Below are 21,275 nucleotides of genomic sequence, written 5' to 3' on the forward strand. Positions count from 1 at the left end.
TGAAACCGACGGCGAAAGCGACAAGGAGACCCATGAAGAGCACCCGGGAATACGACTGGCTCAACGACCCCTTCGACGAGAAGAAGTGCGCCGAGGAGCTTGACCGCGCCCGCTCCCGCGGCATGCGCGGCGCGGGGTGCGCGCTCGCGGTCATCGTCGCCATCGCCGTGGTTCTCGTAGCCGCGTTCGTGGTGATCGTCGGCTCAATCGGCAGCGGCGCCTCGATCTAGGGCGCCCACATGGCTCTGTTCGGCAAATACGAGGTGCTGCTGGCGCCGATGGCGGGCGTGAGCGACGTCGCGTTTCGCACGCTGTGCCTGGAGCAGGGGGCCGACCTGGCCTTCACCGAGATGGTGTCGGCGAAGGGGCTCTCGTACGCCAACGAGAAGACGCGGCATCTGCTCGCGCTGGCCGCAGGCGAGAGGAGCGTGGGCGTGCAGCTGTTCGGCCACGAGCCCGACACCATGGCGAGCCAGGCCGCCTGGGTGGAGGACGAGCTCGGCGAGGCGCTCGCGTACCTCGACATCAACATGGGCTGCCCCGCGCGCAAGATCGTGAGCAAGGGCGACGGCAGCGCGCTCATGAAGGCCCCGGACGTGGCGGCCCATATCGTGCGCGCGGTGAAGGCCGCGGTTTCGCACCCCGTCACCTGCAAGTTCCGCCGCGGCTGGGACGAAGGCGAGGAGACCGCGCCCGAGTTCGCGCGGCGCATGGAGGACGCCGGCGCCGACGCCGTCTGCGTGCACGGGCGCTACGCCGCCCAGCTCTACCGCGGCAGCGCCGAGTGGGGCGCGATCGCGCGCGTGAGGGAGGCCGTGTCCATCCCCGTGGTGGGCAACGGCGACATCCGCTCAGGCGCCGACGCGGCGCGCATGCGCGCGGCCACCGGCTGCGACGCGGTGATGGTTGCCCGCGGCGCCGAGGGCAACCCGTGGCTGTTCTCCCAGGTGAAGGCCGCGCTGGCGGGGGAGGCGGAGCCCGCGTGCCCCGACGTGGCGGCGCGCCTGTCCATGGCGAGGCGCCATGCCGCGCTGCTCGCGTGCCGCGAGGGGCGCAACATCGTGCGCATGCGCAAGCACGCCATGTGGTACGTGGCGGGGCTTCCCGGCGCCGCGGCCGCGCGCGGCAAGATCAACTACTGCACCACGCTCGAGGACTTCGGCCGCGTGTTCGACGAGCTCGAGCAGATTGCGAGCGAACATGCCTTATGACCCGTACCAGGCGCTCTACCTCCACGTGCCGTTCTGCGTGAGCCGCTGCCTGTACTGCGACTTCGCCACGCGCGCCATGCCCGCCGACGACCCTCAGATCACGCGCTACGTGGAGGACCTCGTGATGCAGATCCGCCGCGCGGGCAAGCAGGGCGAGCTCGCGGGCGTGGAGACGGTGTACGTCGGCGGCGGCACGCCGAGCCACGTGGGGTCGCGCCACCTCTCGCAGCTGCTCTACGCGCTCGGGCTGTCGATGCACCTCACGCCTGAGGTGGAGTGCACCGTCGAGTGCAACCCCGAGAGCCTTGACGAGCGCCTCGTGCGCGACATGTGGGCGCTCGGCGCGAACCGGCTGTCTGTCGGCGTGCAGAGCTTCGACGACCGCCTGCTGCGCGTGCTCGGCCGCGCGCACACGGCTGACGAGGCCCGACGCGCCGTCGACGCCGCGCTCACGCGCTTCGAGAACGTGAGCGTGGACGTGATGTGCGGCCTGCCCGGGCAGTCCGCCGAGGACGTTCGCGCGAGCGCGGAGGAGGCCGTGCGCCTCGGCGTCACGCACGTGAGCGTGTACCCGCTCACCATCGAGGACCACACGCCGTTCGCGCGCATGGTGATGCGCGGCGAGCTTGTGGAGCCCGACGACGACGTGGAGGCCGAGCACATGGAGGCTGCCGCGGAGGTGCTCGAAGGCGCGGGCCTTCACCGCTACGAGGTGGCGAGCTACGCGCGGGAGGGCTTCGAGAGCCGGCACAACACCGCCTATTGGACGGGGAAGCCCTACCTCGGGCTCGGGCTGTCGGCCGCCACGATGACGCAGAACGCCACGCGCCGCATGCGGCGCCAGGACGGCCAGGTGACCGACGACCTGAACCCCGCGCAGATGCTCGCCGAGGACCTCATGCTCGGCATGCGCATGTCGCGCGGCGTGAGCGACGAGCTTTTGGCGCGCGCCTCGGCGCTCCTGCCCGCCGCGCGCGGCGTGTTCGAGGGCCTTGCGCGCGACGGCCTGGCCGTGCACGAAGGCGGCCGCTGGTGTCCCACGAGCCGCGGCTGGCTGTGCGGCAACGAGCTCTACGGGCGAATCTTCGACCTCGCCACGTAGCGCAGCCACGCCCGAGGCGCCGGGCGCGCATCGCCGCGCCGCGCTTCTGCGCATTATGGCGCTTGCGTTGAATTTTCGGCGGTTCCCTCCAATCGTTTAGCACTCGGGGGCCGAGGCTGCTAAAATGCTGCGAGAGCTTGCGCTGCGCGGCCTGCGTCCACGTGCCCGCAGGCAGGAGAGGAGAAGGCAGAAGGCCGGAAGGCGGCCAAGCGCCGAAGGAGGAGTGCCGTGCTATCCGACAGGCGGCAGCGCGTGTTGAGCGCGCTCATCGAGGAGTACGTCGAGCGGGCGATGCCCGTGGGGTCGCGCACGCTCACCGAGCGCTATCAGCTCGGCGTGAGCCCGGCCACCGTGCGCAACGACCTGTCCGCCCTCGAGGACGCGGGCTACATCACGCAGCCCCACACCTCCGCCGGCCGCATCCCCACCGACGCGGGCTACCGCGCCTTCGTCGACGAGCTTCTGAGCCACGGCCTCGCCGCCGAGGAGCACCCCCACCGCGACATCGTCGACGAGCTGCGCGCGAGCGCCAGCGAGCTCGACGCGCTCATGGAGCAGACCTCGGCCGCGCTCGCGCGCCTCACCGACTGCCTCTCCATCGTGATGGCGCCGTCGTTCTCCGCGCACATCCGCCAGCTCTCGCTCATCTCGCTGTCGAACTACCGCGCGCTCATCGTGATCGTGGCCGAGGACGGCCGCGTGGCGAACCGCAGCGTCGCGTTCGCCGAGGAGGTCACGCCTGACGAGCTCGCCGGCGTGCAGAACCTGCTCGGGCGCCTGTTCGCCGGGAAGTCGGTGCGCGAGCTGCGCGAGGGGTTCGACGCGCCGACCTACGAGGCCCTGCGCGACCCGCTCGTGCAGCTCATCCTCGACGAGGTGATCGCGTGTCTGCAGGAGAACAACATCGGGCGGGCGCACCGGCTCGGCATGAGCTCGCTTCTGCGCAAGCCCGAGTTCAGCAGCTCGAGCGCCCTCCTTCCCCTCGTGCAGGTGCTCGAGGACGACTCCGTGCTCCTGCACGTGTTCGACGAGGCGTCCGCGCCCGCGGAGCCCGCGCAGGCGCCTGACGACGTGCCCGGCGCGGAGGGGGAGCACGTGATGGTGCGCATCGGGCGCGAGAACGCGGCCGTCGAGCTCTCCGGCGTGTCGGTGATCGCAAGCACCTACGGCCGCGGCGAGGGCGAGGGCATCGTCGCCGTCATCGGCCCGACGCGCATGGACTACACGCGCGTCATCCGCGCCGTGCGGGCGGCCCAGCACGTGCTGAGGGACGAGTGAGGCGAAGGCGCGGGCGAGAGCGACGGCGGGGGAGGCCCCTCGGGGCAGCAAGGTAACAAGGCGCGGCCGGTTTCGGGGCCGCGCGTTCGAGATAGGTGACAGAAAGGCATTACGAACCCATGGCTAAAGACTTGTACGAGGTGCTCGGCGTTTCGCGGGACGCCTCCGAGGCTGAGATCAAGAAGGCGTTTCGCCACAAGGCGCGCGAGCTGCACCCCGACGTGAACAAGGCCCCCAACGCGGAGGACCAGTTCAAGGAGCTCAACGAGGCGTACGACGTGCTCTCCGACGCGAACAAGCGCGCGCAGTACGACCGCTTCGGCACCATCCCGGGCGCCGCGGGCTCGAGCCCGTACGGCGGCGGCAGCGGCTACGTTGACTTCGAGGACCTCTTCGGCGGCGGCTTCGGCGGCATGGGCGACATCTTCTCCACCTTCTTCGGCGGGAGCGCCGGGGGCGGGCGCACGGTGCGCAAGGAGGGCCGCGACATGGGCATCGGGCTGCGCCTGACGCTCGAGGAGGTCGCGCGCGGCGTGAAGAAGGAGATCGTGTACGACCGCCTGGCGCCGTGCCCCGACTGCGACGGCTCGGGCCTCGGCGAGGGCGGCCGCGAGGTCACGTGCCCGGAGTGCAACGGCAAGGGCCGCGTGGTCACCGTGCAGCGCACCTTCCTCGGCGACATGCAGTCGTCCTCCACGTGCCCGAAGTGCCACGGCACGGGCTCGTCCATCGAGAACCCCTGCCCGGAGTGCGAGGGCCAGGGCCGCGTGCCCGACCGCCAGAAGGTGTCGGTCGAGGTGCCCGCGGGCGTCCGCGACGGCCAGCAGCTGCGCGTGTCGAGCTTCGGCGAGGCCGGCATGCAGGGCGCGGCGGCGGGCGACCTCATCGTCACCGTGCGCATCCAGCCGCATGAGTTCTACGAGCGCGACGGCGAGGACCTGCACGTGCAGGTGAGCGTGCCCATGGTCCAGGCGGCGCTCGGCGCCGAGATCGAGGTCGACGGCATCTTCGACGACGAGGAAGTGCCGGTGCGCATCCCCGAGGGGACGCAGAACGGCCAGGTCATCCGCTGCAAGGGCTTCGGCATGCCGCGCCTGCGCTCGGACGCGCGCGGGGATCTGTACGTGCACGTGGAGGTGGAGATCCCCCGCCGCCTCTCGAAGCGCGAGCGCGAGATCCTCGAGGAGCTCGCCGACGAGATGGGCGAGGACGTCTCGGAGGCCCGCTCGCCCCTGCAGAAGCTCCGCGACATGTTCTAGCCTGAAGGACCCCGGCCGCCGCTGGCCTCGCCAGCGGCGCTCGCCTTCCTCCCGTTGCAAAGGAGACTCCTTGTCCCTCCACCAGTTCTTCCTGGATGACCAGGTGCTCGCCGACGAAGGCGCCGCGGTGTTCCCGCTGCGCCTCGCGCCCGACGACGCGCGCCACGCCCGCGTGCTGCGCCTCGCGCCCGGCGAGCACGTCGCCGTGGTGGACGCGGCGCGCGACTACTTCGAGTGCGAGGTCGTCTCCTTCGACGACGCGATGCCGCTCGTGCGCATCGCGCGGCGCCTCGACGCGCCTGACGACGGCCCGCGCGTGATCCTGCTCCAGGGGCTCGCCAAGGGCGACAAGATGGAGACGGTCATCCGCCATGCCACCGAGGTGGGCGTCGAGGCTTTCGTGCCCTTGAGGTGCGCGCGCTCGGTGATGAAGGTGGACGCCAAGAAGGCCGCTGCGAAGCGGAGCCGCTGGCAGGCCGTCGCGAAGAGCGCCGCCATGCAGGCGGGACGCCGCGCGGTGCCCGAGGTGAGCGAGCCTCTGGGCCTGCCCGAGGCGTGCGAGCTTCTGGCGAACGCCACCGCCGTGCTCGTGTGCTGGGAGGAGGCGCCCCAGACGGCGACGATGCGCGCGGCGCTTTCCGACGCGCTGGCGCATGCGGGCTGCGCCGTGGCGGCCGACGCGCGCGTGGCCGTGGTGGTGGGCCCCGAGGGCGGCCTTGCCCCCGAGGAGGTGGAGCGCCTGCTCTCGTGCAACCCCCGCGCGCGCCTCGTGTCGCTCGGGCCGTCCATCCTGCGCACCGAGACGGCCGGCGTCGTGGCGCCGGCGCTCGTCCTCTACGAGCTCGGCGGCATGGGCAACGCGGGCGGCGCGCTCGGGGCGTCTGAGGCGCTCGGGGCGGGGGGCCTCTGATGCGGTTCGCCGTGGTCAACCTGGGGTGCAAGGTGAACCGCGTGGAGTCGGACGGCTTCGAGCGGCTCCTTCTGGCGGCGGGCGGCGTGGAGGCCCCGCAGGAGGAGGCCGACCTCATCGTGGTGAACACGTGCACGGTCACCGCCGAGGCCGACAAGAAGACGCGCAAGGCCGTCCGCCATGCGCTGCGGGCCAACGCGTCGGCCCGCGTGGCGGTCACCGGCTGCGCCGCGGCCATCGACGAGGACGCCTTCTCGTCCATGGACGCGCGCGTGAGCGTGGTCCCCAAGGCCGGCATGGGCCTGTGGCTCGCCGACGCCGCTCACGCGGGCGCGGGCGCCGCAGCTGCGGAGGCGAGCGCGGCCTGCGAGCCTGACCTCGCGCTCTTCTCCTCGCGCACGCGCGTGGGCGTGAAGGTGCAGGACGGCTGCGACAACGCGTGCACCTACTGCATCGTGCACGTGGCGCGCGGGCGCGCGACGAGCCGGCCGGCACCCGAGGTCCTCGCCGAGGTCGTGGCGCTCGCCGCTTCGGGCGTGCGCGAGATCGTGCTCTCGGGCATCAACCTCGGCTCGTATCGCTGGGAGGGCAAGGGCCTGGCCGCGCTGCTCGAAGAGCTCCTCGCCGCCACCGCGCGCCTGCATGAGCCCGGCGAGCCGCCGTGTCGCTTCCGCGTGAGCTCCGTCGAGCCCATGGACGTCGACGACGGCTTCGCGAGCCTGCTCGCCCGCGCCGACGGGCGCGTCTGCCGCCACCTGCACCTGCCCCTGCAGTCGGGCAGCACCAAGGTGCTCCGCGAGATGGACCGCCCGTACACCGCCGAGGAGTTCAAGGGCCTCGTGGGCCGCCTGCGCGCGCAGGTGCCCGCGCTCTCGCTCACCACCGACGTCATCGTGGGGTTCCCCGGCGAGACGGAGGGGGAGTTCGCCGAGACGCTCGAGGTCGCCCGCGCCTGCGCGTTCAGCAAGATCCACGTGTTCCCCTATTCGCAGCGCGCAGGCACGCCCGCCGCCGCGCGCGCCGACCAGGTGCCGCCGCCCGTGAAGGCAGCGCGCGCCGCCCGCCTGCGCGCGCTCTCCGACGAGCTGCGCGCCGCCGACCGGGCACGACGCGCCGGCACCAGCGAGCTCGCGCTCGTGGAGGAATCCGGCCGCGCCATGACCGAGAGCTACCACGAGACCACCGCCCCCGCCAACGCAAAGCCCGGCGCCCTGATCCAAGTGAAGCTCTAACATCATGCAGTCCAAAAAGGTTCTTCTTATATCCCTTGGTTTTAGTGATGTCGCAGGGGACCCGGCGCCTCGGGAGCCCGGGCGGTGCTCACCAAGCGAGTTCCGCACGAGCCGGAAGCGCCAGCGGCGCTTCCGTGCGAGCAGGACTGTCCGAGCGACTGAGCTCTGCCCGGGCTCCCGAGGCGCCACCCGGGACTGTTTGGCCCCGCGCTCTGCTACAATAGCCGCATGACCGATCAGACACAGATTACCCTCACCATCCCCGACAGCGTGAGCATGGCGCTCGTGGTCGGCGAGGCCGACGAGATCCTGCGCACGCTGCAGGACGCCTACGAGGCGCGCATCACCGTGCGCGGCAACGCCATCTCGCTCGTCGGCGACCCCGTCGAGGTGCAGTCGCTCACCGCCATCTTCTCCGACCTCGTCAAGCTCGTGAAGGGCGGCGACGTGCCCGACGCCGCGTACGTGCGCCACGCGCTCGACCTCATGCGCACGGCGGAGTTCTCGCCCACGGCGCTGCGCGAGGACGTCCTGCTCACGTACCGCGGGCGCGCCGTGCGCCCGAAGACCACGGGGCAGAAGCGCTACGTCGACGCCATCCGCGCGCATACCATCACCTTCGGCATGGGGCCGGCCGGCACGGGCAAGACGTATCTGGCCATGGCCATGGCGGTCGCGGCGCTGAAGCGCAAGGAGGTCGGCCGCATCATCCTCACGCGCCCCATCGTGGAGGCGGGGGAGAGCCTCGGCTTCCTGCCCGGCACCCTCACCGAGAAGGTCGACCCCTACATCCGCCCGCTCTACGACGCGCTCTTCGACATGTGCGACGCCGAGCGCGTGAACCAGCTCATCGAGGCGGGCACCATCGAGATCGCGCCGCTCGCCTTCATGCGCGGGCGCACCCTGAACGACAGCTTCATCATCCTCGACGAGGCGCAGAACACCACCCCCGAGCAGATGAAGATGTTCCTCACGCGCCTGGGCTTCGGCTCGAAGATGGTCATCACCGGCGACGCCTCGCAGATCGACCTGCCGCGCGGGGCCTCGGGCCTCACGCGGGCGCGCAGCATCCTCGAGGGCGTCGACGACATCGCGTTCTGCACGTTCACCGGCAAGGACGTCGTGCGCCACTCGCTCGTGGCCGCCATCGTGGCGGCCTACGACCGGGCGGCCTCCGCGGCGAGCCGGTCCTGAGGCAAGGCGGAGAGGAGCCCCATGGAGATCTACGTCGACTACGCCCATTGTGCTGACGAGTTGCGCGCGCTGCCCGTCGAGGAGCTCGTGCGCTTCGTGCTCGAAGCCGAGGAGATGCCCGAGAGCACCGAGGTGTCCGTGAGCTTCGTCACCGACGAGGCCATCGCCGCGCTGAACGAGGAGTTCCGCGGCAAGGCCGGCCCCACCGACGTGCTGTCGTTCGAGTGCGACGGCGCGGATGACGCGTTCTACGAGGCCCTGCTTCCGCCCGACGGCGCGGCGGGCGCCGCATGCGACGAGCTCCCCTTCGAGCTCGGCGACGTGGTCATAGCCCCCGACGTGGCGCGCCGCCAGACCGACCTGTACGGGACCACCTTCGAGGGCGAGGTCACGCTTCTGCTCGTGCACGGCCTCCTCCACCTCGCCGGCTTCGACCACATCGCCGACGACGAGGCGGAGGAGATGGAGGCGCGCGAGCGCGAGATCCTGGGGCTGTGGGCCGACGCGGGGCACGAGGGCGTGCGCCACGTGCGCGACGACACCATCCGCGTCCGCGGCGACCACTGAGGAGCGCGCATGTCCCGCCAGCCGAACATACCTGACGCGTCGGGCGCGCCTTCCCGCGCGGGCGCATCCGAGGCTCCCGCCGCGCAGGCCGCGCCGTCGCGCGTCAGCGCCCCCGACGCCCGCAATACCTCCAGCGCCCCCGACGAGTCGCGCTTCGTGCGCCACGCTGCCGACAGCCGCGCCAGCGCGCGCACGCGCTTCACGCTCTTCCGCGCGTTCTCCTGCGCGTGGGAGGGCATCGCCTACGCCTTCACCTCGCAGCGCAACCTCAAGATCCACAGCGCGTTCGCCGTGCTCGCCGTGGCGCTCGGCTTTGCGCTTCGCATCTCGGAGGCCGGCTGGCTCTCCGTGGTGGTCTGCATTGCGCTCGTCATGGCGCTCGAGGTGGTGAACACGGCCGTCGAGTCGGTGGTCGACCTGGTGTCACCCGAGTGGAACGAGCTCGCCAAGCGCGCGAAGGACTGCGCCGCCGGGGCGGTGTACCTCGCGGCGGGCGCCTCGCTCGTCGTGGCCGCGATCGTGTTCCTGCCGCGCCTCTGCGCGCTCATCCTCTAACGAGAAACGAGAACTGACATGGACCTGGACGCCTTCTTCGCCGAGAACCCCATGGGCGGCACGCCCGACGCCCTGCCCGACGGCTTCAAGTCGGGCTTCGTCACGCTCGTCGGCCGTCCGAACGCGGGCAAGTCGACGCTTCTGAACGCCGTCATGGGCAAGAAGATCGCCATCACCTCGGACACCGCGCAGACCACGCGCCACCGCTTCCGCGCCGTGCTCACGCGCGAGGGCTTCCAGATGATCATCGTGGACACGCCCGGCTTGCACAAGCCGCACGACGCGCTCGGCGAGGAGCTCAACACCTCGGCCATCAAGGCGCTCGAGGACGTCGACGTGGTGGCCATGCTCATCGACGCCTCGGCGCCGATCGGGCGCGGCGACGCGTGGGTGGCCGAGCAGGTGCGCGCGGCGCGCGGCGCGAGGAAGATCTGCGTGCTGTCGAAGTGCGACCTGGCGACCGAGGCGCAGATCGCCGCCCAGCGCGAGGCCGCCGAGGGACTCGCCGACTGGGACGCCATGGTGGCGCTGTCGTCGGAGACGGGCTACAACGTGGAGGCGTTCGTGGAGGAGGTCACGTACTTCCTGCCGGAGGGCCCCGCGTGGTTCCCGCCCGACATGGAGACCGACCAGCCCCTCGAGGTCATGATCGCCGAGTTCGTCCGCGAGAAGATCCTGCGGGGCTTCCACGACGAGGTGCCGCACGCCATCGGCGTGGTGGTCGAGGAGATGGAGTACGTGCGCAAGACCGACCTGACGCGCATCTACGCCATCGTCTACGTGGAGCGCGACAGCCAGAAGGGCATCATCATCGGCAAGCGGGGGAGCGCCCTCAAGCAGATCGGGACCGAGGCGCGGCGCGACCTCGAGCAGCTCCTGGGCACGCGCGTGTTCTTGGACCTGCGCGTGAAGGTGAAGAAGAACTGGCGGCGCGACGCCAACCAGATCCGCCGCTTCGGCTACGGCGAGGGGCTGTAAGCGCGCCCGCCGCTCGACGTGCGGCGCGCGATGCGGGCGGCGGGGCGCCGCCGCGGGGCTCCTCCGCCGCCGAGCGTCGCCCTCGGGCGTCCTTTTCGCAGGTGAACTTGATGTGAATTGGCAACGAAATTCATGTGGGGTTTCTTTTTGGCTATAATGGGCGCAGCCGTAACGAGGAGAACCCTTTCATGATATGCCCTAACTGCAAAACCGAGAATCGCGCCGAGGCCAAGTTCTGCGACGAGTGCGGGTTCGACCTGCGCGCGTCAGCCGTCGAGGAGGCGGCCGCAGCAGAGGAAGCCGCCGCCGCGAGTGCGCAGGCTGCTTGCGCCGGGGAAGCCGCATCCGATGCGGCCGACGCGCCGGCGCCGGCTGACGCGGCCCCCAACCAGGTGATCGCCGAGGCGCTCGGCGAGGTGCGCGCGCTGCGCGACGCCGTGCCGCCCGTCATCAAGGTGCCGGCCATCGTGTCGGTGCCCGACATCACGATCGAGGACGCGCCCGAGCCGGCGGCGTCAGAGCCCAAGCTGGAGGCTTCCGCACCTGTTGAGGCTCCCGCGCCCGCCGAGGCGCGCACGTCCGCAGCGCCCGCGAAGCCTGACATCCCCGCAATCGCCGAGCCCGCGAGACCCGCCGCTGACGGCGCGCCTTCCGCAGGCGCCAAGGAGCCCGCGTCCTCCGACGTCCGTCCTGACACCCCCTTCGCCGAGGCGCGCGCGATGTTCGGCCCCAAGGGCATCTCGGCCGAGGTGACCGCCGACCTCTCGGGGCTCGAGCGCCTCGTCGACTCGAGCTACGTGCCGCCCTCGTCGTCGGGTCGCGCCGGCGACACCATGGAGATCCCGCGCATCGAGGAGGACCCGGCGCCGCGCGCCACCTCCTTCCGCGCCGAGGTCGACCGCAAGGAGGCGCGCCGGCAGCGGCGGGCGCAGCGCAAGCTCGAGCGCGAGCAGGCAAGACGCGCCAAGGAGCTGCAGAAGCAAGGGGCCGTCGCTGCGTCGGGCGCGCCCCCCGCGCTTGACGACCTGCCCGCCGTCGAGCCCGAGCCCGAGCCCGCGGCCGTCTCCGATCCCGAGGCCAAGGTCGCGCCCGAAGCCGCGCCCGAGACGGCGACCGCGCCTGAGATCCCGGCGGAAAGCGCGCCCGATGCTTCGGCCGAGGCCGCGTCTGCGCCTTCCCCCGAGCCCGAGCACGCCGAGTCAGAGTCCGCCGGCCATGCCGGCCAGCCGTCCGAGCCCCGCAGCTCCGCGCCTGCGGGCCACGCTGACGCCCCCGGCGATTCCGCCGCGCGGCCGCGTCCCCGCACGTCGGTCATCGCCGGCATCGTCGTCGCCTGCGTCATCGTCTGCGCGGCCATCGCGTTCGGCACCTACAGCGCCGAGCTCTGGGGCGGCAAGGTCGTCCCCGACGTCGCCGGCAAGTCGCAGGCCGACGCGCGCTACCTGCTTGAGGAGAAGGGCTTCGCCACCATGACCACGCAGGTGAAGTCCGACGAGGTCGAGGGCCTCGTGATTGAGACCGACCCGGCGGCGGGCGAGCGCGCCGACAAGGGCAGCGAGATCACGCTGCGCGTCGCCACGGCGCGCAGCATCCCCGAGGTCGCCGGCAAGCCGCAGGCCGAGGTGGAGAAGCTCATGGCCGAAGAGGGATTCGAGCGCGTCGAGTACGTGCTCGTGAAGTCGAACGAGGCCGAGGGCACGGCGCTGTCGGTCACGCCTGAGCCGGGCACGCGCGCGAAGGCGTCAGAGCCCGTCAGGGTGGAGGTCGCGCAGGCCTACACGGTGCCCGCGGTCGAGGGGAAGACCACCGCCGAGGCGACGAGCGCGCTTGAGGCCGAGGGCTACGAGGTGACCACGGCCCCGCACAACACCGAGGAGCTTCCCGAGGGCACGGCCGTCTCCACCGACCCGGCGGCGGGCACGAAGCTCCCCTCGGGCTCGACGGTCACGCTCTACGTGGCGCACAACCGCTCGACCGACCTCATCGAGTTCACGCGCGCGTTCTTCACCGACTCGCCGGTGATAACCTACGCGGACAAGGTCTACAACACCAGGCCGAACACGCTCGAGCTGGCCTACGTCGGCAACGACACGGTGAGCTTCAGCATCCAGGGCGTCGAGGTCGGGTTCATCTTCGGCATCGCCATCGAGAACCCGAACGGGCAGGCCACGCTCACCGGCACCATCACCTGGGACGATGACGACAACATCGTGTCGACGAGCCCCGTGATGAAGCAGGGCGCCTGATCGGCCGTGGCCGCGCCCACCTACCGCGCCCGCGCGCTCGTCCTGCGCAAGACGAAGCTGGAGGAGAGCGACCTCATCCTCACGCTGCTCGCCGAGGACGGCAGCCAGCTGCGCGCGGTGGCGAAGGGCGCGCGCAAGCCGCGCAGCTCGTTCGCGAGCCGCCTCGAGCTCTACAGCGAGGTTGACCTTCTGTGCGCGCGGGGCCGGAGCCTCGACGTCGTGAAGGAGGCGCGCCTCGTCAAGGGCCGCGACGCGCTGCGCACGAGCGTCGAGCGCGCCGCCGGGGCCGCGTGCGCCTCCGAGCTCGTCGAGCGCGTGTCGCTCGAGCACGTCTGCGCGCCGCGCCTCTTCGCCGCCACCGGCGTGGCGCTCGACTCGCTCGCGCGCGCCAGCGTGGCGCAGGTCCCCATCATCACGGCGGCCCACCTGCTGAAGGCGTTCTCCCTCGCCGGCCTGCGCCCGAGCTTGGAGGCGTGCGTGGCGTGCGGGAGTCCGGCGGAGCCGGCGGCGGGGCAGGTGCGCTTCTCGGCCCCCGACGGCGGCGTGGTGTGCGCGCGCTGCGCGTCCCGCGTCCAGACGACGCTTCTGCCCGAGCAGACCCGCGCCTGGGCGTGCGCGCTCATCGCCTCCACCTTCGCCCAGATCGAGCAGATGGACGCGCCCGCCCAGGCCGGCGTCGACCTGCTCCAGCTCTGCCAGGCCTGGGCCGCCGCCCACCTCGGCGTTCGCCTCAAGTCGGTCCAGTTCCTCCTCACCTGCGGCCTGCTCTGAGCCTGTTCTCGCGGCGTGACGCCTTCGGGGAGGGGCGGCGCGACTTCGGGCGCGAGAGCGGGCGCGGCTCCTGCTCCGATCCCTTCGATTTCCCCTTGTTTTTGAGGTGTCGCTGTCGTATACTAGAAAAGCTGTGCACAGGCGCAGCTCGTCTGACCTTAGCCTGCATGGGCCACCCTCTTGCTCGCTCAGATCTGACGGGACACGTACATGCCGTAAGGCACGGGCGATGAGGCCCGCACGAACACGAAAGGTGGAGACATGGCTGACAAACTGAGCATCAGCAAGGAGCGCACCGCAGAGCTCGTCAAGGAGTTCGGCAAGGGCGAGGGCGATTCCGGCAGCGCCGAGGTGCAGGTTGCCATCCTCACGGAGCGCATTCGCAACCTGACCGAGCACCTCAAGGTGCACAAGAAGGACAACCACACCCGTCGCGGCCTGATGATGCTCATCGGCAAGCGTCGCGGCCTGCTGAAGTACATCAAGCAGCGCGACATCGACGAGTACCGCGCGCTCATCAAGAAGCTCGGCATTCGCGACAACATCTAATCGCGTCAGCATCGGGGCCCGCAAGCTTTGCGGGCCCTGTGTTTGTTGAGTCGGTCGAAGCTGCCAGTGGGGCTGCTTTGCTCGAGAGGCGCGGTGAAGGTAAGTAGCCGCCCCTCGAAGAAGCTCACGCGCAATGAGGCGCGCGAGGTGAAGAGAAAGACACGAAAAAACATGACCAAGATCGTCGAATCCTTTGAGCTGTACGGCAAGGAATACCGACTTGAGACCGGCGAGCTGGCCAAGCAGGCCACCGGCGCCGTTCTCGCAACCTGCGGCGACACCACCGTGCTCGTGACCGCCGTGGTGTCCAAGCAGGAGCGCGACTACGACTTCTTCCCGCTGACGGTGGACTTCCAGGAGAAGATGTACTCCGTGGGGCGCATCCCCGGCGGGTACCTGAAGCGCGAGACGAAGCCGTCCGACCACGGCACGCTCACGGCGCGCATGATCGACCGCCCCATCCGCCCGGGCTTCCCGGACGGGTACAAGAACGAGGTCCACATCGTGGTCACGCCGTTCGTGTGCGACGGCCAGCACCTGCCTGACACCATCGCCGTCAACGCCGCCTCGGCGGCCCTCCTGGTCGGGGGCGCGCCGTTCGACGGCCCGGCGGCCTGCGTGCGCATCGGGCGCATCCGAAACGAGGAGACCGGCGAGCTCGAGTTCGTGGTGAACCCCACCGTCGACGAGGAGGCCGCGTCCGACCTGGAGCTGACCATCGCCGGCACCGCCGACTACATCTCCATGGTGGAGGCCGGCGCGCATGAGATCTCCGAGGAGGACATGCTCGCCGCCATGACGTTCGGCCAGGAGGCCATCGCCGCGTTCTGCGAGAAGCAGAGGGAGTTCCTGGCGAAGGTGAGCCCCACGCCGATGGACTACGTCATCCACGCCGCCGACCCCTGCGTCGCCGAGCGCATCGAGCCCTACTTCGAGCAGATGTCCGCGGCCCTCAAGGACGCCGACAAGCTCGCCCGCATGGGCAAGGTGGAGCAGCTCAAGGCCCAGGTCAAGGAGACCGAGTTCACCGAGGACGAGCGCGCCGCCTGGGGAAGCGACATCGCCGCGGCCCTCAAGAAGCTCGAGAAGCGCGCCATGCGCAAGATGATCATCGAGACGGGCGAGCGCGTCGACGGGCGTGCGCCCGAGGAGGTGCGCCCGCTGCACATCGTCCCGGGGTACCTGCCCCGCGTGCACGGCTGCGGCCTGTTCCAGCGCGGCCAGACCCAGGTCATGAGCGTGTGCACCCTCGGCATGCTCAACGAGTGGCAGCGCCTCGACACCATCTGGCCTGAAGAGGGCAAGCGCTACATGCACCAGTACAACTTCCCGCCGTTCTGCACGGGCGAGACCGGCCGCATGGGCGCCCCGAAGCGCCGCGAGATCGGCCACGGCAACCTCGCCGAGAAGGCCATCCTGCCGGTGCTGCCCACCGAGGACGAGTTCCCCTACGCCATCCGCGTGGTGTCTGAGGTGCTCGAGTCGAACGGCTCGTCCTCCATGGCCTCCACATGCGGCTCCACGCTCGCGCTGATGGACGCCGGCGTGCCCATCAGCGCCCCCGTGTCCGGCGTGGCCATGGGCCTCATCAAGGAGGGCGACGACGTCGTCATCCTCACCGACATCCAGGGCATCGAGGACTTCCTCGGCGACATGGACTTCAAGGTGTGCGGCACGTCGAAGGGCATCACGGCGCTGCAGATGGACAACAAGGCCAAGGGCCTGTCGGTCGACATCCTCGCCCGCGCGCTCAAGCAGGCGCACGAGGGCCGCGCGTTCATCCTCGACGCCATGCTCGCCGAGATCGCCGAGCCGCGCGCCGAGATGCGCGAGACGGCGCCGCGCATCGAGACCATCAAGATCCCCGTGGACAAGATCCGCGACGTCATCGGAAGCGGCGGCAAGGTCGTCCGCGGCATCCAGGAGGAGACGGGCGCGTCCATCGACATCCAGGAGGACGGCACCATCCACGTCGGCGCCACCGACGGCACCTCCATGGAGGCCGCCAAGGCCATGATCCTCGGCATCGTGAAGGAGCCCGAGGTCGGCGAGGTCTACGAGGGCGAGGTCGTGGGCATCAAGGACTTCGGCGCCTTCGTCAAGCTCACGCCGGGCAAGGACGGCCTGCTGCACATCTCGCGCGTCGCCAACGGGCGCGTGGGCAAGGTGGAGGACGTGCTCAACCTCGGCGACGTCGTGAAGGTCGAGGTCCTCGAGGTGGACGCCAAGACGGGCAAGATCTCGCTCGACCGCCTCGACAAGCCGGACGCGCCGGCTGGCAGCGCCCCGGCGCGCGACGACCGCCCGCGCGAGCGTCGCGGCGAGCGCGCCCCCAAGGGCGACAAGCCGCGCCCGGGCCAGGGCACGCGCACCCCGCGCCGCCGCCACGGCAACGACGCGTAAGGAGAGCCTGACGCGCTGACGCGGGAGCCTTTGCGGCTCCCGCGTCGCTGTTTGAGGCTGCTGTTGAGAGCGCCGTGCAGATTTTCCGCGGGATTTTGGCAGAAATCTTCAGATATTTGCCCCTCATTCGTCGACGGAGGGGCGCATTTGCGGGAGATGGCTCCCGTCTTCATGTGTTTTTGCAGGTCAGTTTTTCTCGCGCGCGACAACGCGATCCCGCGCGCAGGCGCGGGACCCTGATTTTGACCAACATCTGAAGATTTCTGCCAAAATGCCTTGAGGATTCTGCACGGGGCTCACGAGACTTCCCCTCTTGCATGAAAACGACGCAATCGAAGGAGACATGATGATCAAAGTTGCTGTTGCCGGATGCGCGGGCCGCATGGGCTCGGCCGTCTGCGATGCCGTTCGCGCCGCAGACGACATGCAGGTCGTCTGCGGCATCGACCCGCACGCCGCAGACGCGGCGGACTTCCCGGTCTACGCCGCGGTTGACGAGGCGCTCGACGCACACGAGGTCGACGTGCTCGTGGACTTCACGCAGCCCTCCGTGGTGGCGGGCAACCTCGCCGCCGCCCTGCCGCGCGGCGTGAACTGCGTGGTGGGCACCACCGGCCTCGACAACGCGACGCTCGAGGAGCTGGCCGGCCGCGCGGCGGGCGACGCGTGCCTGTTCTACGCGCCGAACTTCACCACGGGCGCCGTGCTCATGATGCAGTTCGCGAAGGCCGCCGCGCCCTACTTCCCCGAGGCCGAGGTGATCGAGTTCCACCACGCCAAGAAGAAGGACGCGCCCTCGGGCACGGCCGTGCGCACCGCGCAGATGATCTCGGAGGCCCGCGGCGGGCGCGCAAGCGAGGCCCCCGGCGCCGAGACCGAGATCGCCGGCGCCGAGGGCGCCCGCGGCGCGCTCGTCGACGGCGTGCCCGTGCACTCCGTGCGCTCGATGGGCTACGTCGCCAGCCAGGAGGTCGTGCTCGGCTCCATGGGCCAGACGCTCACCATCCGCCACGACTCGTGGGACCGCGCCTCCTACATGCCCGGCGTGCTCCTCGGCATCCGCAGCGTGGGCGCTCGTCGCGGCCTGATTGTTGGTTTGGAGAACTTCATGGCGTAACGCCTGCGAAACGCGAACAGTCGTGGCACAATATCAACCAGTTGTTCGTCGCGTGATGGCGCATGCGCGCGCCGTTGCGCGATAATGAGCGCAATACGCAGCAAGGCAAGTGAGGAGAACTTCATGTCTTTAGGTGAACCCCGTTTCGGCCGCATGATCCCGGCCATGGTGACCCCGTTCGACGAGAACCGCGACCTCGACCTCGACCGCGCCGGCGCGCTGGCCGACCGCCTCGTTGAGGGCGGCGCAGACGCGCTCATCATCAACGGCACCACGGGCGAGAGCCCGACGGTGTTCTACCCGCAGAAGATGGAGCTCTTCCGCGCCGTGGTGTCCGCGGTGGCCGGGCGCGTGCCCGTCATCGCGAACGTGGGCGACAACTGCACCGCCGACACGGTCGACTTCGCGCACGACGTCCAGGCAACCGGCGTCGACGGGTTCATGTGCGTGGTGCCCTACTACAACAAGCCCCCGCAGGAGGGCCTCTACCAGCACTTCAGCACCATCGCCCGGGCGGTCGAGCTGCCCATCATCCTGTACAACATCCCCGGCCGCTGCGTCATCAACATGACGCCCGAGACCACGCTGCGCCTGGCGAACGACTGCGACAACGTCGTGGCCATCAAGGAGGCGTCGGGCAACCTCGAGCAGATCAAGCGCATCATCGACGAGGCGCCCGCGGGCTTCGACGTCTACTCGGGCGACGACTCGGCCACCTTCGACATCATGAGGCTCGGCGGCGTCGGCGTCATCTCCACCATCGGCAACGTGGCGCCCGCGCGCATGAAGGAGATCGTGGACCTGTGCGCGGCGGGCGACTTCGAGGCGGCCGCCGCGGCCAACGAGCGCCTGCTGCCGCTCATGAACGGCCTGTTCGAGACCTCGAACCCCATCCTCGTGAAGGAGGCGCTCAAGCTCTCGGGCTTCCCCGTCGGCGGCGTGCGCCTGCCGCTCGTGGACGCCACGCCCGAGCAGTCGGCGCGCCTGGCCTCCATCATGCGCGAGGTGGGCGTGCTCGCCTGAGCCTGCGGGGCGAGGCGCAGCGCATAAAGGGACGCGACGCCGGCTCGGCCACGCTCGGGCCGGCGTTTTGATAGGAAACGTCATCTGACACCAAGGAGATACATGGCAAAGGAAAGAAGAGAAGGGGACGCGCCGGCGCAGGGCCAGGCCGCCGCGACCCAGGGCAACCGCAAGAACGCGCAGCGCTCCCAAGGCTCGCAGGGCGGGCGCAACGCGAAGAAGAGGACGAGCTCGTACAAGCACGTCAACCTCGAGCGCAAGCGCCCGCAGCTCACCCGCGACGGCGTCGAGGCGAGCAAGGGCGCAGGCCAGCGCGCCGACGCCCGCCGAGCGTTCTCGTCGCACAAGAAGGACCCGCACGCGCGCCTCGAGATCATCCCGCTCGGCGGCCTCGACGCCATCGGCAAGAACATGACCGCCTTCATGTGCAACGGCGACATGATCCTCGACGACGCGGGGCTCATGTTCCCCGATGACGACCACCCGGGCATCGACCTCATCCTGCCCGACTACACCTACGTGCTCGAGAACGCCGACAAGCTGCGCGGCATCGTCATCACGCACGGCCACGAGGATCACACGGGCAGCCTCCCGTACCTGCTCAAGGACCTCGACCGCACGGTGCCCATCTACGCCACGAAGCTCACGCTCGGGCTCATCGAGGGCAAGTTCGCCGAGCACCGCATCAAGAACGCCAAGCTCGTCGAGATCAAGCCGGGCGACGAGGTCAAGCTCGGCTGCATGACGGTGGACTTCTTCGCGGTGAACCACTCCATCCCGGGCGCCGTGGGGCTGTTCCTGCAGAGCCCGGCCGGCAACGTGCTGCACACGGGCGACTTCAAGCTCGACCAGACGCCCATCGACGGCGTGCACACCGACTTCGCGGCGCTCGCGCGCTTCGGCGAGATCGGCGTCGACCTCATGATGAGCGACTCCACCAACGCGCAGAACGCAAACTTCACGCCGTCGGAGGCGGAGGTGGGCAAGTCCCTCGCGCAGATCATCAGCCAGGCCCGCGGGCGCGTCATCATCGCGTCGTTCGCGAGCCACATCCACCGCATGCAGCAGATCTGCGACGCGGCGGTGGCGAACGGCCGCAAGGTGGTGGTCACGGGCCGCTCGATGATCCAGAACACCGACATCGCGCGCCGCCTCGGCTACCTCAACATCTCCGACAACGACCTCATCGACGCCTACGACCTGTCGGGCATCCCGCCTGAGCAGGTGGTCATCATGTGCACGGGAAGCCAGGGCGAGCCGCTCTCGGCCCTCGCGCGCATCGCCAACGGCGAGCACCGCACCATCGACATCGAGCGCGGCGACACCGTCATCATCTCGGCCACGCCCGTTCCCGGCAACGAGAAGGCCGTCACCCGCGTGATCAACTCGCTCGCCAAGATCGGCGCCGACGTGTACGACAAGAGCCGCGCGCGCGTGCACGTGTCGGGCCACGCCGGGGCCGAGGAGCTCAAGATCGTGCTCACCATCGTGCAGCCGCACGCGTTCATGCCCGTCCACGGCGAGGCCACGCACCTGCGCGCGCACGCCAAGCTGGCCGAGGCCACCGGCGTGCCGACCGAGAACATCTTCGTGATGGAGAACGGCGACTCGCTCGTCCTGTCCGCCCGCGGCATCGAGGTGGGGGAGGGCGTGCAGTCCGGCATCGTCTACGTGGACGGCCTGTCGGTCGGCGACACCTCCCAGGACGTGCTCGACGAGCGCAACGCGCTCGGCAACCAGGGCTTCGCGAGCGTGGCCGCGGCCGTGTCGTTCAAGCGCCACGACCTCGTCGGCAGCCCGCAGGTGGAGATGCACGGCATCACCGGCGGCGACGACTACTACCTCAACCAGGAGATGGTCAGCGTGGTGGGCAACGCCATCCGCCGCGCGCTGTCGAAGGACGGCGACGCGAAGAGCGTGCGGAAGGTGGCGCGCGACTCGCTGCTGTCGCTTCTGTGGGAGCGCACCAAGCAGCGCCCTATGGTGATCGTGAACCTGTTGGAGGTGTAGCGCACGCATCTGCGCGCATCCCCTATACTATATGTCCACGCATGTTGAGCGGCTTGCCTTGCGAGCCGCTCACGTCGTACCATCCATCTGAATCGAACCGCAAACACAGCACGAAGGAGCTTGGGCGTGGCCCGTCAACCAGCATCAACGCAGTCTACCAAGAAGAAGCAGGCCCGCAACACCGCGCAGGGCCGCAAGAGCGCCGCCGCACGCCGCAGCGCGCCGCCTGAGCCCGCGGCGCACGTGCTCGACGACCGCGCGCGCCGCGACATCGCAGGCGTCGTGTTCATCCTGCTCGCCGTCGTGCTCCTGCTCGCCGCCGTGCTCTCTCCGAGCGGCGAGGGCATCGTGACCTCGTTCATCTCGCGTGGCGTGCACCTCGTGTTCGGCGTGGGCTGCTACGTGCTGCCCGCGGTCCTCGCCGCCGTCGGCGTCACCTTCCTCGTGCGCTTCGAGCGCGAGCGCGTGCCCGTGCGCGTGGCGTGCGGCCTCATGGTGATCTTCGTGGCGCTGCTCGGCTTCATCGCGCTGTTCACGCCCATCTCGGGCGTCAACGGCGACAACCTGGCGCTGCTGTTCGCCGAGGGGGCGCTCACGAGCCACGGCGGGTACGTGGGCGCGGGCATCGCCTGGGTGGGGCTCACGCTGTTCGGCCAGGTCATCTCGTGTGTGATCCTCGCCGGCGTCATGCTCATCGGCGGCATCATCATCGGGTTCTCCATCTCGAAGCTCATCGAGACGATCCGCGCGAAGCGGGAGGCGCACGCCGCCGCCGCCGAGGCGGCTGCGGCCGAGGAGCGCGACGGGGTGGTGGCCGCGCCCCCCTTCGCGCGCGTGCGGCGCGGACGCGGCTCGCGCAGGCGCGACGCT

19 protein-coding genes are annotated in these 21,275 nt (G+C 70.2%); all 19 read left to right on the forward strand.

The genetic code is table 11. The features are described 5' to 3' along the window. Positions 1–32: 32 nt before the first annotated feature. Positions 33–230 (forward strand): hypothetical protein, encoded by a 198-nt coding sequence (locus tag HRL41_RS03380; RefSeq protein WP_172135541.1) that lies wholly within the window; start codon positions 33–35, stop codon positions 228–230. Between the two features lie 9 nt (positions 231–239). Then, positions 240–1,211 carry a tRNA dihydrouridine synthase DusB gene (dusB, locus tag HRL41_RS03385; protein ID WP_172135542.1) on the forward strand — a complete coding sequence of 324 codons (972 nt, stop codon included), beginning with the start codon at positions 240–242 and terminating at the stop codon, positions 1,209–1,211. Next, positions 1,201–2,313 (forward strand): radical SAM family heme chaperone HemW, encoded by a 1,113-nt coding sequence (hemW, locus tag HRL41_RS03390; RefSeq protein WP_172135543.1) that lies wholly within the window; start codon positions 1,201–1,203, stop codon positions 2,311–2,313. The genes dusB and hemW overlap by 11 nt, the downstream gene beginning before the upstream one ends. Positions 2,314–2,541: 228 nt before the next feature. Beyond that, positions 2,542–3,591: a heat-inducible transcriptional repressor HrcA gene (gene hrcA / locus HRL41_RS03395; protein WP_172135544.1), complete on the forward strand. Its 1,050-nt coding sequence runs from the start codon at positions 2,542–2,544 to the stop codon at positions 3,589–3,591. A gap of 119 nt (positions 3,592–3,710) precedes the next feature. Further along, positions 3,711–4,850, forward strand: a complete 1,140-nt coding sequence (gene dnaJ / locus HRL41_RS03400) for a molecular chaperone DnaJ (RefSeq protein WP_172135545.1) — start codon at positions 3,711–3,713, stop codon at positions 4,848–4,850. Positions 4,851–4,920: 70 nt separating this feature from the next. Beyond that, on the forward strand, positions 4,921–5,760 hold the full coding sequence (locus HRL41_RS03405) for a 16S rRNA (uracil(1498)-N(3))-methyltransferase (RefSeq protein ID WP_172135546.1): 840 nt from the start codon (positions 4,921–4,923) through the stop codon (positions 5,758–5,760). Beyond that, positions 5,760–6,992: a tRNA (N(6)-L-threonylcarbamoyladenosine(37)-C(2))-methylthiotransferase MtaB gene (gene mtaB / locus HRL41_RS03410; RefSeq protein ID WP_172135547.1), complete on the forward strand. Its 1,233-nt coding sequence runs from the start codon at positions 5,760–5,762 to the stop codon at positions 6,990–6,992. The genes HRL41_RS03405 and mtaB overlap by 1 nt, the downstream gene beginning before the upstream one ends. Before the next feature lie 228 nt (positions 6,993–7,220). Next, positions 7,221–8,186, forward strand: a complete 966-nt coding sequence (locus HRL41_RS03415) for a PhoH family protein (RefSeq protein ID WP_172135548.1) — start codon at positions 7,221–7,223, stop codon at positions 8,184–8,186. A gap of 21 nt (positions 8,187–8,207) precedes the next feature. Next, positions 8,208–8,753: an rRNA maturation RNase YbeY gene (gene ybeY, locus HRL41_RS03420; protein WP_172135549.1), complete on the forward strand. Its 546-nt coding sequence runs from the start codon at positions 8,208–8,210 to the stop codon at positions 8,751–8,753. Positions 8,754–8,762: 9 nt separating this feature from the next. Further along, entirely contained in the window at positions 8,763–9,308 is a 546-nt protein-coding gene (locus HRL41_RS03425) for a diacylglycerol kinase family protein (RefSeq protein WP_172135550.1), read from the forward strand. Between the two features lie 51 nt (positions 9,309–9,359). Beyond that, positions 9,360–10,286, forward strand: a complete 927-nt coding sequence (gene era / locus HRL41_RS03430; RefSeq protein ID WP_172135557.1) for a GTPase Era — start codon at positions 9,360–9,362, stop codon at positions 10,284–10,286. Positions 10,287–10,474: 188 nt separating this feature from the next. Beyond that, the gene (locus tag HRL41_RS03435) at positions 10,475–12,532 is read left to right on the forward strand and encodes a PASTA domain-containing protein (protein ID WP_172135551.1); all 2,058 of its coding nucleotides are present in this window, start codon (positions 10,475–10,477) and stop codon (positions 12,530–12,532) included. Positions 12,533–12,538: 6 nt separating this feature from the next. Further along, the gene (gene recO / locus HRL41_RS03440; protein WP_172135552.1) at positions 12,539–13,303 is read left to right on the forward strand and encodes a DNA repair protein RecO; all 765 of its coding nucleotides are present in this window, start codon (positions 12,539–12,541) and stop codon (positions 13,301–13,303) included. A 261-nt stretch (positions 13,304–13,564) separates the two neighbouring features. Next, positions 13,565–13,852, forward strand: coding sequence for a 30S ribosomal protein S15 (gene rpsO, locus HRL41_RS03445; protein WP_165056592.1), 288 nt, complete (start codon positions 13,565–13,567; stop codon positions 13,850–13,852). A gap of 171 nt (positions 13,853–14,023) precedes the next feature. Beyond that, positions 14,024–16,255: a polyribonucleotide nucleotidyltransferase gene (locus HRL41_RS03450; protein ID WP_172135553.1), complete on the forward strand. Its 2,232-nt coding sequence runs from the start codon at positions 14,024–14,026 to the stop codon at positions 16,253–16,255. Between the two features lie 346 nt (positions 16,256–16,601). Then, positions 16,602–17,372, forward strand: a complete 771-nt coding sequence (gene dapB, locus HRL41_RS03455; RefSeq protein ID WP_216662485.1) for a 4-hydroxy-tetrahydrodipicolinate reductase — start codon at positions 16,602–16,604, stop codon at positions 17,370–17,372. A gap of 123 nt (positions 17,373–17,495) precedes the next feature. Continuing rightward, positions 17,496–18,395, forward strand: coding sequence for a 4-hydroxy-tetrahydrodipicolinate synthase (gene dapA / locus HRL41_RS03460; protein ID WP_165173933.1), 900 nt, complete (start codon positions 17,496–17,498; stop codon positions 18,393–18,395). Positions 18,396–18,497: 102 nt separating this feature from the next. Then, positions 18,498–20,405 (forward strand): ribonuclease J, encoded by a 1,908-nt coding sequence (locus HRL41_RS03465; protein WP_172135555.1) that lies wholly within the window; start codon positions 18,498–18,500, stop codon positions 20,403–20,405. A gap of 126 nt (positions 20,406–20,531) precedes the next feature. Beyond that, on the forward strand, positions 20,532–21,275 hold a 744-nt coding region (locus HRL41_RS03470), incomplete at its 3' end, for a DNA translocase FtsK 4TM domain-containing protein (protein ID WP_172135556.1).

Source organism: Adlercreutzia sp. ZJ473 (assembly GCF_013185065.1).
In the GTDB taxonomy this organism is placed as follows: Bacteria; Actinomycetota; Coriobacteriia; order Coriobacteriales; family Eggerthellaceae; genus CAAEEV01.

Bases quoted from the DNA above. Each gene is read 5' to 3' on its own strand.
- HRL41_RS03380 (WP_172135541.1), top strand. From the start codon at position 33: ATGAAGAGCACCCGGGAATACGACTGGCTCAACGACCCCTTCGACGAG.
- dusB (WP_172135542.1), top strand. From the start codon at position 240: ATGGCTCTGTTCGGCAAATACGAGGTGCTGCTGGCGCCGATGGCGGGC.
- hemW (WP_172135543.1), top strand. From the start codon at position 1,201: ATGCCTTATGACCCGTACCAGGCGCTCTACCTCCACGTGCCGTTCTGC.
- dnaJ (WP_172135545.1), top strand. From the start codon at position 3,711: ATGGCTAAAGACTTGTACGAGGTGCTCGGCGTTTCGCGGGACGCCTCC.
- mtaB (WP_172135547.1), top strand. From the start codon at position 5,760: ATGCGGTTCGCCGTGGTCAACCTGGGGTGCAAGGTGAACCGCGTGGAG.
- HRL41_RS03415 (WP_172135548.1), top strand. From the start codon at position 7,221: ATGACCGATCAGACACAGATTACCCTCACCATCCCCGACAGCGTGAGC.
- ybeY (WP_172135549.1), top strand. From the start codon at position 8,208: ATGGAGATCTACGTCGACTACGCCCATTGTGCTGACGAGTTGCGCGCG.
- HRL41_RS03425 (WP_172135550.1), top strand. From the start codon at position 8,763: ATGTCCCGCCAGCCGAACATACCTGACGCGTCGGGCGCGCCTTCCCGC.
- era (WP_172135557.1), top strand. From the start codon at position 9,360: ATGGGCGGCACGCCCGACGCCCTGCCCGACGGCTTCAAGTCGGGCTTC.
- HRL41_RS03435 (WP_172135551.1), top strand. From the start codon at position 10,475: ATGATATGCCCTAACTGCAAAACCGAGAATCGCGCCGAGGCCAAGTTC.
- rpsO (WP_165056592.1), top strand. From the start codon at position 13,565: ATGGCTGACAAACTGAGCATCAGCAAGGAGCGCACCGCAGAGCTCGTC.
- HRL41_RS03450 (WP_172135553.1), top strand. From the start codon at position 14,024: ATGACCAAGATCGTCGAATCCTTTGAGCTGTACGGCAAGGAATACCGA.
- dapB (WP_216662485.1), top strand. From the start codon at position 16,602: ATGATCAAAGTTGCTGTTGCCGGATGCGCGGGCCGCATGGGCTCGGCC.
- dapA (WP_165173933.1), top strand. From the start codon at position 17,496: ATGTCTTTAGGTGAACCCCGTTTCGGCCGCATGATCCCGGCCATGGTG.
- HRL41_RS03465 (WP_172135555.1), top strand. From the start codon at position 18,498: ATGGCAAAGGAAAGAAGAGAAGGGGACGCGCCGGCGCAGGGCCAGGCC.